The organism is Cryobacterium sp. GrIS_2_6, from assembly GCF_035984545.1.
Taxonomy (GTDB): Bacteria; Actinomycetota; Actinomycetes; order Actinomycetales; family Microbacteriaceae; genus Cryobacterium.
Genome location: NZ_JAXCHP010000001.1, coordinates 3,765,235 through 3,779,703 on the forward strand (window position 1 = coordinate 3,765,235; position 14,469 = coordinate 3,779,703).

General features: G+C 68.2%; 13 protein-coding genes. 10 read left to right on the forward strand and 3 right to left on the reverse strand.

The annotated features are described in order from the left end of the window. The first annotated feature begins 110 nt into the window (after nt 1-110). From aceA to RCH22_RS18280, 3 genes are all read left to right on the forward strand, one after another. Nucleotides 111-1,442 carry an isocitrate lyase gene (gene aceA / locus RCH22_RS18270; RefSeq protein ID WP_327015060.1) on the forward strand — a complete coding sequence of 444 codons (1,332 nt, stop codon included), beginning with the start codon at nt 111-113 and terminating at the stop codon, nt 1,440-1,442. Between the two features lie 173 nt (nt 1,443-1,615). Then, nucleotides 1,616-3,223, forward strand: coding sequence for a malate synthase A (gene aceB / locus RCH22_RS18275; RefSeq protein ID WP_327015567.1), 1,608 nt, complete (start codon nt 1,616-1,618; stop codon nt 3,221-3,223). Nucleotides 3,224-3,339: 116 nt separating this feature from the next. Next, the gene (locus RCH22_RS18280; protein WP_327015061.1) at nt 3,340-3,873 is read left to right on the forward strand and encodes a GNAT family N-acetyltransferase; all 534 of its coding nucleotides are present in this window, start codon (nt 3,340-3,342) and stop codon (nt 3,871-3,873) included. Nucleotides 3,874-3,882: 9 nt separating this feature from the next. Here the strand turns inward: RCH22_RS18280 and RCH22_RS18285 are convergent, their stop codons facing one another. Both RCH22_RS18285 and RCH22_RS18290 read right to left on the reverse strand, forming a co-directional pair. Beyond that, complete coding sequence (locus RCH22_RS18285) at nt 3,883-5,301, reverse strand: deoxyribodipyrimidine photo-lyase (RefSeq protein ID WP_327015062.1); 1,419 nt, start codon at nt 5,299-5,301, stop codon at nt 3,883-3,885. Continuing rightward, entirely contained in the window at nt 5,298-6,305 is a 1,008-nt protein-coding gene (locus RCH22_RS18290) for an NADP-dependent oxidoreductase (protein WP_327015063.1), read from the reverse strand. Before RCH22_RS18290 ends, RCH22_RS18285 begins: the two co-directional genes overlap by 4 nt. 413 nt (nt 6,306-6,718) lie before the next feature. Between RCH22_RS18290 and RCH22_RS18295 the strand changes: the two genes are divergently transcribed. The 5 genes from RCH22_RS18295 (at nt 6,719) to RCH22_RS18315 (ending at nt 10,769) form a co-directional block, all read left to right on the forward strand. After that, nucleotides 6,719-7,288: an alternate-type signal peptide domain-containing protein gene (locus RCH22_RS18295; protein WP_327015064.1), complete on the forward strand. Its 570-nt coding sequence runs from the start codon at nt 6,719-6,721 to the stop codon at nt 7,286-7,288. A gap of 204 nt (nt 7,289-7,492) precedes the next feature. Beyond that, nucleotides 7,493-7,984, forward strand: coding sequence for a hypothetical protein (locus RCH22_RS18300; RefSeq protein WP_327015065.1), 492 nt, complete (start codon nt 7,493-7,495; stop codon nt 7,982-7,984). Nucleotides 7,985-7,987: 3 nt separating this feature from the next. Next, entirely contained in the window at nt 7,988-9,307 is a 1,320-nt protein-coding gene (locus RCH22_RS18305; protein WP_327015066.1) for an RICIN domain-containing protein, read from the forward strand. Between the two features lie 53 nt (nt 9,308-9,360). Beyond that, a complete protein-coding gene (locus RCH22_RS18310; protein WP_327015067.1) occupies nt 9,361-10,170 on the forward strand; it encodes an LPXTG cell wall anchor domain-containing protein in 810 nt (269 codons plus the stop codon). Further along, a complete protein-coding gene (locus RCH22_RS18315) occupies nt 10,167-10,769 on the forward strand; it encodes a signal peptidase I (RefSeq protein WP_327015068.1) in 603 nt (200 codons plus the stop codon). Before RCH22_RS18310 ends, RCH22_RS18315 begins: the two co-directional genes overlap by 4 nt. A gap of 262 nt (nt 10,770-11,031) precedes the next feature. Here RCH22_RS18315 and RCH22_RS18320 read toward each other — a convergent pair whose 3' ends face one another. Beyond that, a complete protein-coding gene (locus tag RCH22_RS18320; RefSeq protein WP_327015568.1) occupies nt 11,032-11,574 on the reverse strand; it encodes a YqaJ viral recombinase family protein in 543 nt (180 codons plus the stop codon). A gap of 339 nt (nt 11,575-11,913) precedes the next feature. Between RCH22_RS18320 and RCH22_RS18325 the strand changes: the two genes are divergently transcribed. Continuing rightward, nucleotides 11,914-12,660: a response regulator transcription factor gene (locus RCH22_RS18325; protein WP_327015069.1), complete on the forward strand. Its 747-nt coding sequence runs from the start codon at nt 11,914-11,916 to the stop codon at nt 12,658-12,660. Further along, complete coding sequence (locus tag RCH22_RS18330) at nt 12,660-14,384, forward strand: HAMP domain-containing sensor histidine kinase (protein WP_327015070.1); 1,725 nt, start codon at nt 12,660-12,662, stop codon at nt 14,382-14,384. The genes RCH22_RS18325 and RCH22_RS18330 overlap by 1 nt, the downstream gene beginning before the upstream one ends. Nucleotides 14,385-14,469 lie beyond the last annotated feature (85 nt).

Below are 14,469 nucleotides of genomic sequence, written 5' to 3' on the forward strand. Positions count from 1 at the left end.
GCAAGCAGAAGAACTTCATTTCTTCTGTGATTCCAGGAGGGGTTCGGGTCGCGCAACCACCGCAGAGTAGGTGTCACAGGCAAGCAATGACGCAAACCCAAGGAGACAGCATGACCGAGAACGCAGCCCGCCCCGGCGACCAGACCCAGACCGCCGCCGAACTCGCCCTCGAGTGGGCGGCCGACGCACGCTGGAACGGCATCCGCCGCGACTACACCGCGGAGGATGTCATCAGCCTCCGCGGCTCGGTCCGTGAGGACCGCACTCTCGCCCGCCGCGGCGCCGAGAACCTCTGGAAGCTCATTCACCAGAACGGCACGGCGCAGAACCCCGAGTGGGTGCGCGCCCTCGGCGCCCTAACCGGCAACCAGGCCGTGCAGCAGGTGCGCGCAGGCCTCAAGGCGATCTACCTCTCCGGATGGCAGGTCGCCGCCGACGCCAACCTCTCCGGCCAGACCTACCCCGACCAGTCGCTCTACCCCGCGAACTCCGTCCCCTCGGTCGTGCGCCGCATCAACAACGCGCTGCTCCGTGCCGACCAGATCGAGTCGAGCGAAGCAGCCGCGAACGGCGGAACCGGCACCGGCATCGACTGGCTCGCGCCGATCGTCGCCGACGCCGAGGCCGGCTTCGGCGGCCCGCTCAACGCCTACGAGCTCATGCAGTCGATGATCGAGGCCGGAGCGGCCGGCGTGCACTGGGAAGACCAGCTCGCGAGCGAGAAGAAGTGCGGCCACATGGGCGGTAAGGTCCTCGTCCCCACCGGCCAGCACATTCGCACCCTGAACGCCGCCCGTCTCGCAGCGGATGTCGCTGGCGTGCCCACGATCATCATCGCGCGCACCGACTCCCTTGCCGCCACGCTCATCACGAGCGACATCGACGAGCGCGATCAGGAGTTCCTCACCGGCGGGCGCACCGCGGAGGGCTTCTACGACACCCAGAACGGCATCGACGTCGTCATCGCCCGCGGCCTCGCGTACGCGCCGTACGCCGACCTGCTCTGGGTCGAGAGCTCGGAACCCGACCTCGAGCTCGCGCAGCGATTCGCCGCCGAGATCCACGCGCAGTTCCCCGGCAAGAAGCTCGCCTACAACTGCTCGCCCTCGTTCAACTGGAAGTCACACCTCGACGACGCTCAGATCGAGGCGTTCCAGCGCGAGCTCGCGAAGGCCGGCTACGCCTTCCAGTTCATCACCCTCGCCGGCTTCCACGCCCTCAACCACTCGATGTTCACCCTCGCAAAGGACTACTCCGAACGCCAGATGAGCGCATACGTCGAACTCCAGGAGGCCGAATTCGCCTCCGAGGCAGACGGCTACACCGCCACCCGCCACCAGCGGGAGGTCGGCACCGGCTACTTCGACAAGATCGCCACCGCGCTCAACCCCAACAGCGCGACGCTCGCCCTCGTCGGTTCCACAGAGGCCGAGCAGTTCTAACCCGATCCACGCCCTGACCCGTCTCACCCCGAGCGGATGCGGCCACCCGGCCGGCCGCATCCGCTCACCGCCCCGAACACCTTGACCTCACCCTCCAGAAGGAGAACCCCATGAATTCCCCCCTGGCGACGACCGACACGGTCGCCCCGACCACGAACACCGGCAGCTTCGCCATGATCCAGCCGCACCTCGAGGTCACCGGCGACCTCGGTGCCCGCTACGACGAGATCCTCACTCCCGCTGCGCTCGACTTCGTCTCAGAGCTGCACGACCGCTTCGCGGGTACCCGCCACGACCTGCTCGCGACCAGGCTGCGGAAGCGCGTGGACGCCGCCAACGGGCGCGACCCCGGCTTCCTCACCGAGACGGCGCACATCCGTCGCGACCCGAGCTGGCGCGTCGCCGGCGCGGGCCCCGGCCTCGAAGACCGCCGTGTCGAGATCACCGGCCCGACCGACCGGAAAATGGCCATCAACGCGCTCAACTCCGGTGCCAAGGTCTGGCTCGCCGACCAGGAGGACGCCACGAGCCCCACCTGGGCCAACGTCATCGAGGGCCAGATCACCCTGTTCGACACCGTCCGCGGGCAGCTCGACTTCACGAGCGCAGAGGGCAAGGAGTACACCGTCACGGGAGACGCGACCGGCGCGACCCCGACGATCGTGATGCGCCCGCGCGGCTGGCACCTCGTCGAGAAGAACATCAGCTTCGTCGACCGGGCGAACCGCACGATGAGCGCCTCCGGCAGCCTCGTCGACTTCGGACTGTACTTCTTCCACAACGCCCAGCGCCTGATCGAGGGCGGCAGTGGACCGTACTTCTACCTGCCGAAGCTCGAGAGCCACCTCGAGGCCCGGCTCTGGGACGACATCTTCAGCCACTCCGAGGACGCGCTCGGCGTGCCGTACGGCACGATCCGCGCGACCGTGCTGATCGAGACGATCCAGGCCGCCTTCGAGATGGAGGAGATCCTCTACGAGCTCCGCGACCACTGCGCCGGCCTCAACGCCGGCCGCTGGGACTACATCTTCAGCATCATCAAGACCTTCCGCGCCCGCGGGCGCCGGTTCGTCTTCCCCGACCGCAAGCAGATCACGATGACCGTGCCGTTCATGCGGGCTTACACCGAGCTGCTCGTCTCGACCTGCCACGGCCGCGGCGCGTATGCCATCGGCGGCATGAGCGCCTTCATCCCGAACCGGCGCGACCCGCTCGTCACGGAACGGGCGCTCGAGCAGGTCGCTGCGGACAAGAAGCGCGAAGCCGGCGACGGCTTCGACGGCACCTGGGTCGCCCACCCCGACCTGATCCCGACCGCCCAGGCCGAGTTCGATGCGGTGCTCGGCGACCGGTCGAACCAGCTCGACCGCACCCGCGACGACGTCAGCGTGACTGCCGCGGAACTGCTCGACGTCGCATCCGTCGGCGGGCAGATCACGACCGCCGGCGTGCGCGACAACATCACGATCGGGCTGCGCTACATCGAGTCCTGGCTGCGCGGCGTGGGAGCCGCGGCGATCGACAACCTGATGGAGGATGCCGCGACCGCGGAGATCTCCCGCTCGCAGGTGTGGCAATGGATCCACGACAACTCGGTCACCGCCGAAGGCGTGCGGATCGACGGACCCTGGGTCGAGGAGCAGGTCGCCGACGTGTTCGCGGGCTTGCCCCGCACGCCCGGCGACCGGTTCGACGACGCCCTGTCGGTCTTCCGCACCTCAGCGCTCGAACCCGAGTTCCCGACCTTCCTCACCGTCGGCGCCTACGCCCGCTACCTCTAATCCACCTCGCCCTACCTCGCCCCGCCGTCGCGAAAGCGGGTGAATCGTCGTTCTGACCACAGGTTAGCGACGTTTCACCCGCTTTCGCGGGCCGACGGGGTCGGTAGGGTGGGGACGTGATATCGATACGTACGGCGGCGGCGGCGGATGCCGCGGTGCTCGCCGAACTCGCGGCGGCGACCTTCGTGCTTGCGTGTCCTCCGCACACGACTCGCGAGGCGATCGCGGCCTTCGTGCAGGACGTTCTCTCAGAGTCGAACTTCGACGCCTACCTCGCCGACCCCGGGCGGATGCTGTTCCTCGCCGAAGACTCGGAGACCGGGCTTTCCCTCGGCTACACCATGCTGATCTTCGGCCAACCCGGTGACCCGGAGGTGCTCGCGGCCATCGGCATCCGCCCGACCGTCGAGCTCAGCAAGTGTTACCTGCGCGCCGAAAGCCACGGGCGCGGAGTGGCCGCAGTGCTCATGAGGGCAACACTCGACGCGGCGCGGGATCGCGGCGCGCGTGGCGCCTGGCTCGGGGTGAACCAGGAGAATGCCCGGGCCATCCGTTTCTACGGGAAACACGGCTTCGCGCGGGTCGGCACCAAGCACTTCCTCGTCGGCGACCGCTACGAGGACGACTACGTGCTCGAACGCGCGCTCTGAACCGGCGGCTCAGGGCGCGGGAACCGCGGCGGGGGGCGACTTCGCGGCCTTGACGAACTCGTAGGCGGCGAGAGCCGCGCGCCGGGTCTCGCCGAGGTCGACGAGCGGAGCGGGGTAGGCATCCGTGCCGATTTCGGGCACGTACTCGCGGGTGTACTCCCCGTGCGGGTCGAACCGCGCCGCCTGCAGTTCGGGGTTGAAGACCCGGAAATAGGGTGCCGCGTCCGCGCCCGATCCGGCGACCCACTGCCAGCCGAACGGGTTGCTCGCGCCGTCGGCGTCGACGAGTGTGTCCCAGAACCAGCGCTCGCCCACGCGCCAGTCCACCAGTAGATTCTTGGTGAGGAATGAAGCGGTGACCATGCGTACCCGGTTGTGCATACTCCCGGTCTGCCAGAGTTCCCGCATTCCGGCATCGACGAGGGGAATGCCGGTGAGGCCCTGCTGCCACGCCTCGAGCACCCGGCCGTCGAGCGGCGGCCACGGGAAACGGTCGAACTCGCGCTTGAGATTCGAGGTGGCGAGATCGGGCGCGTGGAAGAGCACGTGGTAGCTGAACTCACGCCAGCCGAGCTCGGTGAGGAACCGATGAGCGCTCGACGCGGTGGCGGCATCCGCCCCGCGCAGCACCCGCTGGGTCGCGTGCCAGACCTGGAACGGGCTCACTTCGCCCCAGCGGAGCCGGGGCGACAATCGGCTCGTCGCGGCCTGGGCCGGGGCGTCCCGATCGTCGGCATAGCGCGCGAGCGACTCGTGCAGGAAGGTCTCGAGGGCCTCGACGGCGAAGGCCTCGCCCGGCTGCCAGGCCGCACGGAGGCCGGAGGCCCAGTCCGGATGGGTCGGCAGGAGACTCCAGTCGTCGAGGTCATCCGAGGACATCGTCCCCGGCCAGCCGTCGATCGCGGCGGGCGCCGGATACGGCTCGCGCGGTGGAGGGCCGGCAACACAGGCGCGCCAGAACGGAGTGAACACCGAGTACGGGGTGCCCTGGCCGGTACGGATCGTCCACGGCTCGAAGAGCAGCGAACCGGCGAAGCTCTGGGCCTCGACCCCGTCGGCGTGCAGCCCCGCCTTGATAGCGGTGTCGACCTCGCGCTCCGCGGCGCCGTAACGGCGGTTCCAGAACACGGCACCGGCGCCGGCGGATGCCGCGAGCGCGCCGACGACGTCGGCCGCCGGTCCGCGCAGCAGCAGCAGCTTCCCGCCGAGTGCCGCCAGGGAGTCGCCAAGCGCGCGGAGGCTGCCGTGCAGCCACCAGCGTGACGCCCCGCCGAGCGGCCGGACACCCGGGGATTCCTCGTCGAGTACGTAGACGGCGAGGACCGGGAGTCCGCGTTCCGCGGCCGCGTGCAGTGCCGGGTTGTCGGCGAGCCGGAGGTCGTCGCGGAACCAGACGATCGTCGGCCCGGCGCCCGAGGCCGGGCTCACGCGCCCGTTCCCGAGACTCCGACATCGGAGATGCGGAGCACGATCTTGCCGCGGGTGTGTCCCGCCTCGATCAGGCGGTGGGCGGCCGGGCCCTCCGCGAGTTCGAAGACGTGGTCGATGTGGGGGCGCACCGCACCGTCGTCGATCATCTTCGTGATCCAGTCCAGCGCGTCCGCGTCGGCGGCGACCTTGAATCCGGTGGCCCGCACGCCGGCTGCCTCGGCGTCCGCCTGCAGGGTCGGCCAGCTTCCGCTCGGCGCGTTGACGAGCACCCCGTCTGGCCGGAGGATGCGGAGCGACCGCGTGCCAGTGTCGTCGTGCACATTACCGATCAGGTCGATCACCGAGTCGACGTCGGCGAGCACCTCATCGAAGCGGATGCTTGTGTAGTCGATGACCTCGTCGGCACCGAGCTGGCGCAGGAACTCGGCGTTGCGGGGCGAACCCGTCGTGATCACGTATGCCCCGAAGGCCTTGGCGATCTGGACCGCGAAGTGGCCGACGCCGCCGCTGCCGGCGTGGATCAGCATCCGTTCACCGGGTGTGACTTCGGCGATCTCGACGACCATTTCCCACGCGGTGAGGGCCGCGACGGGCACGGCCGCCGCTTCGATGTGGCTCAGGGTGGATGGTTTGAGGGCGACGCTCATGCTCGAGACGGCGACGTACTCGGCGTAGCTGCCCGTTGTGCGCGGGAAGCGGGTCATGCCGTAGACCTCGTCGCCGGGCTGCAGCGGGAAGGCCTCGTACGGCGAGCTGACCACGATTCCGCTGAAGTCGAAGCCGAGCACGGCGGGGAATGCCGGGATCGCCGCGGCGGCGCCCGAGCCGGCCCGGGTCTTCGCGTCGATCGGGTTGACCCCCGCGGCGACGACCCGCACGATGAGCTCATCGAGCACGGGAATCGGCGTCGGCACGGTGTCCAGATGTAACTCCTCGGCCGCGCCGGTGCGGTCGATCACGAGGGCGCGCATGGTCGGGGGCACGTTCGTTGCATTTCCCATGAGTCCATTGTCTCTCGGCGGGAACCGGGGGGACAGCCTCAAAAACCGTCGGCAACCGGCCGGATTCGGTTAGCGTCGTGACTCGATCTGGGGGTGCCGAAACGGTGGATGTGCCTCACCTTGGGGGCTTGGAACTCTGGATATGGCGTAGCACGCCGTCGTAGTCTGTCCACATAAAGGGGGACCGAAGTCCTCATTTAGGGGGACCGTTCGAGTCGAGCTCCACCGGGTGACTGGCGTGGCTTTGGCCTGTATTCGGCGACCCGTCGCCCGTGTTGGAATTTCGCGCCGCACCCGAAGTGGCGCGATCCTTCCGACCCGGGCAACGAATGAATTGTCCTTCCCGCTTTGGTCGGCCGAATCTCGGCCTGCACTTACCCTGATGCCCTCCGCGGCGTCGAAAAGGATCCATCATGAACAAGCTTCTCAAAGGCTCCATCGCTGGCGCGGTCGGCGTGGCGCTTCTCCTCGGCGGTGCGGGCACCTTCGCCTCGTGGAACTCGACGGCGACCGCTGGTGGCGCCGCGACAATCGCGGCCGGCACCTTGTCCGTTACCGAGCCGTCGCCCGCCGCGCCCGGAACATGGACGAGTACGGTCGGCGCGGCCTTGCCTGTCCCGATCACGAATATCGCGGCGTACAAGGCTGTTCCGGGCGACGTCCTCACGTACACAAAGGTGCTCAACATTTCAGCCACCGGCGACAACCTCAAGGCGACCCTGTCCCTGAGCGGGGCCGCGATCACTGTGCCCGCCAACGCGACTACCGCCGACAAGGCACTTTTGACGACTTTGAGCGCTAGTGCAGTTCTCACCGCCAATCTCGCCGCCGCAACGGGTGGTGGGTACACAGTCGACAAGACGGCAAGCACCGTGACCGTCACCGCAAAGATCACCTGGCCGTTCGGAAGCGGCATCGACAACTCCGCTCAGGGCGGTTCGGTAAGCCTCGCAAACTTCTCCGTCCTCCTGACCCAGATCTAGTCGGTCCCGCCGGTGCGTCCGGTCTCGGCCAGACGCACCGGCTTCCTAGCCTCAGAAACACTGTTGGTCGATGAATTGGGGGTGCACATGTTTCCCCTCCAAACGCCTTCCCGTATGGTTCGGGTCCAGTCAATCCTTCGAAAAGGCCTGCGCGCCGCGACGCGGGTGCCCTCTCTTCGGACAATCGTCTCAACCGCGGTCTCTGTGACGGCCGCGATCTGCCTTGCGGTCTTCGGCGCCGGTGGCTCTTACGCCTACCTCAATGCGAGTGCCCCTGTGTCTGCGGCGACGACCATCAAGTCCGGTACCGCGACCCTCACCGTGTCGACTCTCACCTTGCCGACGAGCGTGCTCTACCCGGGCGTCACGGTCAGCGCCCCGGTCACCGTCACCAACCTTGGCGATGTTCCTCTCGCACTCCGGATCGCCGGATTCACTCCCCCGGCTCCGGCGACGACGCTTTCGGCGTCCCTGAGCATCGGCCTCTACGTCGGGGCCTGCCCGGTTGTGCCCGCCCCGACCTGGTCCGCAGTCCTCAACACCACCCCGGTCGTCACGAGTCTGGGCAAGACCCTCCCGGTCGGCGGGTCCACCATTCTCTGCGTTTCCGTCACCCTGCCGCTTTCCGCCCCGGCCACGACCCAGGGCCTCTCCGCCGCGAACTTCGGCATCGTCATCGATGGAATCCAGGCCTGAGCCATGTCCTCCGTGCAACGCCGCGCTCCACTCATCCGTTCGCCCAAACGGATGCTGACGCTCGCGTTCGCCCTCTCTCTCACCCTGGCGGGCACGAGCGTCGCCCAGGCGAGCTGGACCGCGCCGGGTGTGACCGCAACCGCGTCCGTGACCGCCGGCAGCCTGGCCGTCACGCAGACCGGCTTCGACACGCTCGCCGTCCTGTACGACTCGAGCACACTGTCGATCACCAAGGTCGTGACTGTTACGAACAGGGGGAACATCCCGGCGCCGTACACACTCACGCTCACTGCTCCCGCGACGACACTTTCGACCGGCGTCGACCTGCAGACCTGGCCCGTCGCGACCGCGGCGGCCTGCTCGACGACGGCGACCTCGACCGAACCCACCGGCCAGCACTGGACCTCGGCCCTGACCTTCGCAGGCAGCGGCGCGGCGGCACTCGCCGTGGGAACGTCCGCATACTTCTGTGTGCGCAGCACGATCACGCAGGCGCAACGCTTTGCACTCGTCGGTATCTCCGCCGTGCCGACAGTAACCCTCACCTCGACCATCGGCACCTGGTCGATCGCCGCCAGCGCCGTCTACGCGACCCAGACGGTTGCCAACACCCTCACTCCGGGCGCGCCCGTCGCCTCCGCGACGACCGACCACGGCACGACCCTGACCTGGGCCAAACCGGCCGATTCCGCGGCGATCGCCACCTACCAGGTCTTCCGCAACGGGACCCTGATCGGCACGACGTCGGCGACCACGACCACCTATACCGACACGGGGCTCAACGTTCTCACGAAGTACACCTACACGGTCAAGGCCTTCGACGCTGCAGGGGATGCCTCGCCCGTCTCCGACGGGACGGATGTCACGACCCTCGGAATCAACCCGTCTGCCTGGTACAAGGTCAAGATCGCCGGAACCGAAACGTGCATCGACGGTGAGAAGGAACAGACTGCGAGCGGGACCTTACTGATCTTCTTCGGCTGCAAGACAACGTCCTTCGACAACCAGGCCTGGCAGATTGCCGTCGCTTCCGGGACGACCTATACGGTCCGCGCAAAATATGTGGCCAACCGCTACTGGGACCTCAGCGGGACGGGCAATGTCAACGCGGATATCCGGACCTTTGATGGCTCCGGGAGCCAGACCTGGTCGGTTGTGCCGATCACGGGCGGCAACGGCACCTTCACCATCAAGAACGTCCAGACAAACAAGTGCCTGGACAACGTCAACGCCCTCACCCCGCAAGGCGACATCCAAGTCGTCGCGAAGACCTGTGTTGTCGGCAGCGCCACCCAGGCCTTCACTCTCACGAACGTGGGCTGATGATGAGGATGCGCCTGTTCACCACTCCGTCGCCGGCGTCCGGACCTGGCCGAGTGACGGCAGCCATCCGGATCGCCGTCAGCATCGCCGCGCTGGCCGCCGTATTCGGGCTCGGCGCCGTCGCGACCCCGGCACAAGCGAGCACCGCGACCCCGACCCCGTCCGCGACCCTGACACCGGCCTCGATCTCGTCCCCGTCCCCGACCGTCCCCGTCGACCTGCTTCTGAGCGCCGACGGCGTGCACTTCAGCACCACCCTCAGCGCCGGACTCTTCGACGGGCTCCATCTGCTCATCCCGCGCGGCTCAACCCAGTCGGCCCTGTGGGTGCGCAACCCGACAGCTGCGCCGGCCGAGGTGCGGGTGAGTGCGCACGACGTGCTGCTGCCGGCCGGCGGGTACGCCGACGACGTCACCCTGTCCGCCTGGAACTCCGGTACCGGTGACACCCTCTCCCGCACCCTCCGCGGGCTCGACCGCTGCGGAATCGTGGTGTCGTCGCAGCCGATCGCGGCCGGCGGCACGATGAAACTCGTCGTCACGTTCACCATGGCGGATGTCTCTGGCACTGTCGACCAGGGAGCGAGCGCGAGTCTCGGGCTGCTCATTGCGATGCGGGATGCCGATGGCGGGCCGTTCGCCGCATCCGCGTGCGACGACCCGGGAACAATCGTCCCCGTGCTTCCGGCGACGCCGGCGACAAGCGCTCCGACGAGGTCCGCCGCCGCCGCGAGCGCAGGCATCCTCGCCCACACCGGGGTCGAGCCGCCCGCGCCCGTACTCCTCGTGGGCGGACTACTGCTCGGGGTCGGCATCTTCCTGCTGCTTGCCCGCCGCCGCCGCAGTGAGGAGGACCCCGAATGACCAGCACCCAACTTCAGCCGGCACCGGAACACGGGCCGGCACCCGCGGCATCCGTGCCCGGTGCGGCTGTGAACGAGGCCCAGGCACGCGTCGACCCGCCAGAGAAGAGCCTGCTGCACTACCTCGGGCTCGCGGTCAGCGGAGCGATCCTGCTCCTCGTGGTCGCCCTCGCGCTGCTGCTGATCGTGGTTCCCAAGGTCACGGGGTCGACCCCGCTCATCGTGCTGACCAGTTCGATGGAACCCACCCTGCCACCCGGAACGCTCATCATCGTGCGCCCGGTCACCCCGGACGAGATCCGGATCGGCGACGTCGTCACCTACCAGATCCGCTCGGGGGAGCCGGGCGTGATCACCCACCGGGTCACCGCGATCAGCTCGAGCTCCGAAGGCGGACGCACCTTCACTTTTAAGGGCGACAACAACAGCGTCGCGGACGCCGACCAGGTGCTCCCGGTGCAGATCCAGGGTCGACTCTGGTACTCCGTGCCGTGGGTCGGCTGGGTGAACAACGCTGTCAACGGTCAGAGCCGCAGCTGGATCGTGCCCATCATCGCCGGGCTGCTGTTCGCATACATGGCGGCCTTACGATTTCGGTGAGATGACCAAATCTGAATTGCCCCTGAACCCAAGCCGTTCGGCCATGATCGAACGATTCCTATCTCACTGGAATCGTAAGGGCGATACATGGGGTACATGTTCGCGAGCGGCGCCGTGTCCGCGCTCCGCAAGCGCCGCCGTGCCAGGTCAGCTGCACGGACCGCCGCCGTGCCGATCGAGGCCATTACGCCCGACGAGGCCGTCGCCACAACACCCGTCGCGACGCCCGTCTCGCCGACTGCCTTGTCGACGGCAGCCGCGTCTACGCCCGAGCCTGCTGCGCCCGGGTCGCCATGGCGTTGAGCACATCGATCAGCTGGTTCGCGTAGCCGACCAGGATTGCGATCTGGTCCTCGTCGCGTTCGATCCAGCGGCATTCCGGCTGTGACCGGATCGGCACGAAGTCCCGGTGCTGCTCCCAGACCAGCAGCGTGCGATCAGCGCCGAGCACATACTGCTGCCACCAGACCTGCCGCATATAGGATCGCGGGATGCTGCGCCACGCTTTGTTCGTCGTCTTGATTTCCGAGAGTTCGAGCGTCCGGGCGTCCGTGCCCACGCCGTCGGGCGTCGCGAGGTGGCGGCGGTGGCCGGCGGCATGGAACAGGGTCGTGCTCGGTTCGATACCGTAGTTGTCGAGCACCCAGGCCGCGATCACGGGCTCGCGGACGCGACCGTGGTCGGTGTAGGTGTTGCCGCCGAAGTTGCTGCCGTTCATCTTGTCATTGGCCGCGTTCTGCACCGATTTGGGAGTGGCGAGCTTGGCGACATCCGTAGCCGTGATGCCCTGGTTGCGGGCGCGCATCCAGGCCGCCCAGTCCGTTGAGTCGGCGACGACGCGCAGCAGGTGCGGGGCGATCGCCGGCGCAGGCACGGCGACGGCGGCGGATACTACAGATGCGGCTGCCGCGGAGACCGTGAGTGACCGTGCCGGCTCAAAAAGCGGGAGCAGGGTATCGGTCACCCTCCCCATTGTGCCAGCCGCGACCGCCGTTCCCGCCCAACGGATCCGTCGAATTGGTTGGGGCGCAGGGTGGGAACGATGGGGCGGCAGGGGAGGGGCAGTGCGGGCGTGAACCCCATTCACAGGAGCGCCAAGGCCCCCGCATAGGCTTTTCATAGAAAGCTCGCGATACTGAGATCTATGAGCACACGTGAAACTGACCACTCGACCCGCGGGCCGCGTCTCCACAAAGCCGACGGAAGCCCCATTCGAGTGCTCGTCGTCGACGACGAACCCACGCTCACAGATTTACTCTCGATGGCCCTCCGTTACGAGGGTTGGGAGGTGCGCACCGCCGGCGAGGGACGCCAGGCGCTGACCGTCGCGCGCGAGTTCCGGCCGGATGCGATCGTGCTCGACATCATGCTTCCCGACATCGACGGCCTCCAGGTGCTGCAGCGCGTGCGCGCCGACGGCTATGAGACTCCCGTGCTCTTCCTGACCGCGAAGGATTCCCTCGACGACCGCATCGCCGGCCTCACCGCGGGCGGCGACGACTATGTCACCAAGCCGTTCAGCCTCGAAGAGGTCGTCGCCCGGCTGCGCGGCCTGATCCGCCGCTCGACACTGGCCGTGTCCGACTCCGTCGACCCGCGCATCTCCGTCGGTGACCTCACCCTCGACGAGGACAGTTACGAGGTCTCCCGGGCCGGCGACGCCATCGAGCTCACCGCGACCGAATTCGAACTGCTCCGTTTCCTGATGCGCAACCCTCGCCGCGTGCTGAGCAAGGCCCAGATCCTCGACCGGGTCTGGAGCTATGACTTCGGCGGCAAGTCCTCCGTCGTCGAGATCTACATTTCCTACCTGCGGAAGAAGATCGATGCGGGACGCGAGCCGATGATCCACACCGTGCGCGGTGCGGGGTACATGCTGAAAACCGCGTGATGACGCCGACCAACCGGCCGGATGCGCTCGACCCGGCTGACGCGGTTGACGCGGCTGACCCGGCTGACACGGCTGACTCGGCTGACCCGGCTGACCCGGCTGACACGGCTGACTCGGCCGACCGGACTGATCCGCACGACCCGGCCGGCTCGGCCGCACGACCCGGCCGGCAGCATCCGTCACGTCGACCGCAGTGGCTCCGCCGCCCGCGGTGGCTGCGGCGCCCGCTCTGGCTGCGATCCGGACGTGCCCCCTGGACCCTCCGCCGCCGGCTCGTACTCGCCGTCGTCGGGTTTCTCGCCCTCGTGAGCATCTCGATCGGTGTCGTGAGTGTCACGGTGCTGCGCGCCAACCTGCTCGCGGGCCTCGACCAGCAGGTGAGCTCCGCCGCCGAACGGTCGCACTCGATGCTCGAGGGCCGCCGCGACAACGACCTCGGCACCGGTGCCGCGCTTCCGTTGTTCACGCCCTCCGCGAGCGTCATCCTCAACGGCCCTGGCCAGCCGGGCACGCTCGCCCTCGTCTTCTACGACTCCACGCTCACGGCCGGCTACACCGACGACACCGGCACGATCGTCGCACTCACGGCCCACCAGGTCGACCTCCTCGTGCAGAAGGCCGACATCCTCGCGAGCCAGACCCGAACCGCGCTGCCCGTCACCGTCGACCTCGGCGGCGATGTCGGCAACTACCGGATCCTCGCAAGTTCGAGCCGCAGCGGCACCCTCTCGATCGTCGGCCTCCCGCTCACCACGGTCGACGGCACCGCGACACAGCTCGCCATGATCATCGGTGTCGTCTCCCTCGTCGGCATCATCGTCGTCGCGATCCTCGCGATGTGGATCGTGCGCCTCGCCCTCCGCCCGCTGCAGCGCGTCACGGCAACGGCCGCCCGCGTCTCCGAGCTCCCGCTCGACCGCGGCGAGGTCAGCCTCGTCGACCGGGTCCCCGCCGCAGACACCGACCCCCGTACCGAGGTCGGCCAGGTCGGCTCCGCGCTCAACCGCATGCTCGACCACGTCGACCTCGCCCTCGAGACCCGTCAGGCAAGCGAGAACAAGGTGCGGCAGTTCGTCGCGGATGCGAGCCACGAGCTCCGCACGCCCCTCGCCTCGATCCGAGGTTACTCCGAGCTCACCCGGCGCTCCGGCCAGGAGCTGCCGCCGGATGCCCTGCATGCCCTCAGCCGGATCGAATCCGAGTCCGTACGGATGACCGGGCTCGTCGAGGACCTGCTGCTGCTCGCCCGCCTCGACGAGGGCCGCGAACTGGAACACGGCACCGTCGACCTCACGAGCCTGCTCGTCGACGTCGTCAGCGATGCGCACGCGGCCGGCCGAGACCGGGTGCTCAACCTCGAGCTTCCCGATGAGCCGATCCAGGCCATCGGCGACACGCCCCGGTTGCACCAGGTCTTCACCAACCTGCTCGCGAACGCGCGCATCCACACCCCGCCGGAGACGACCGTCGAGGTCGCGCTGTCCGAGCAGGACGGCCGTGCGATCGTGACCGTGACGGATGACGGCCCCGGAATCCCAGCGAACCTGCAGACGACCCTCTTCGAGCGTTTCGCCCGCGGCGACAGTTCGCGGTTCCGCGGAACCGGAAGCACCGGACTCGGCCTCGCCATCGTCCAGGCTGTCGTGACCGCGCACCAGGGCGAGGTCACGGTGTCGAGCCGGCCGGGCCGCACCGAGTTCCGGGTGTCGCTTCCGCTCGCCTGACCCGCGGCATCCGCCCGCCCGGCAACTGTTGCCGTGACGGACAACTTGTGCCGGGAGACCGGCCACAGTCGTCCGTACGGGCCAC

Excerpts from the sequence above, each read along its gene's own strand:
- aceA (WP_327015060.1), top strand. The coding sequence starts at position 111 with ATGACCGAGAACGCAGCCCGCCCCGGCGACCAGACCCAGACCGCCGCC.
- aceB (WP_327015567.1), top strand. The coding sequence starts at position 1,616 with ATGATCCAGCCGCACCTCGAGGTCACCGGCGACCTCGGTGCCCGCTAC.
- RCH22_RS18290 (WP_327015063.1), bottom strand. The coding sequence starts at position 6,305 with ATGGGAAATGCAACGAACGTGCCCCCGACCATGCGCGCCCTCGTGATC.
- RCH22_RS18295 (WP_327015064.1), top strand. The coding sequence starts at position 6,719 with ATGAACAAGCTTCTCAAAGGCTCCATCGCTGGCGCGGTCGGCGTGGCG.
- RCH22_RS18305 (WP_327015066.1), top strand. The coding sequence starts at position 7,988 with ATGTCCTCCGTGCAACGCCGCGCTCCACTCATCCGTTCGCCCAAACGG.
- RCH22_RS18315 (WP_327015068.1), top strand. The coding sequence starts at position 10,167 with ATGACCAGCACCCAACTTCAGCCGGCACCGGAACACGGGCCGGCACCC.
- RCH22_RS18320 (WP_327015568.1), bottom strand. The coding sequence starts at position 11,574 with ATGCGCGCCCGCAACCAGGGCATCACGGCTACGGATGTCGCCAAGCTC.
- RCH22_RS18325 (WP_327015069.1), top strand. The coding sequence starts at position 11,914 with ATGAGCACACGTGAAACTGACCACTCGACCCGCGGGCCGCGTCTCCAC.
- RCH22_RS18330 (WP_327015070.1), top strand. The coding sequence starts at position 12,660 with ATGACGCCGACCAACCGGCCGGATGCGCTCGACCCGGCTGACGCGGTT.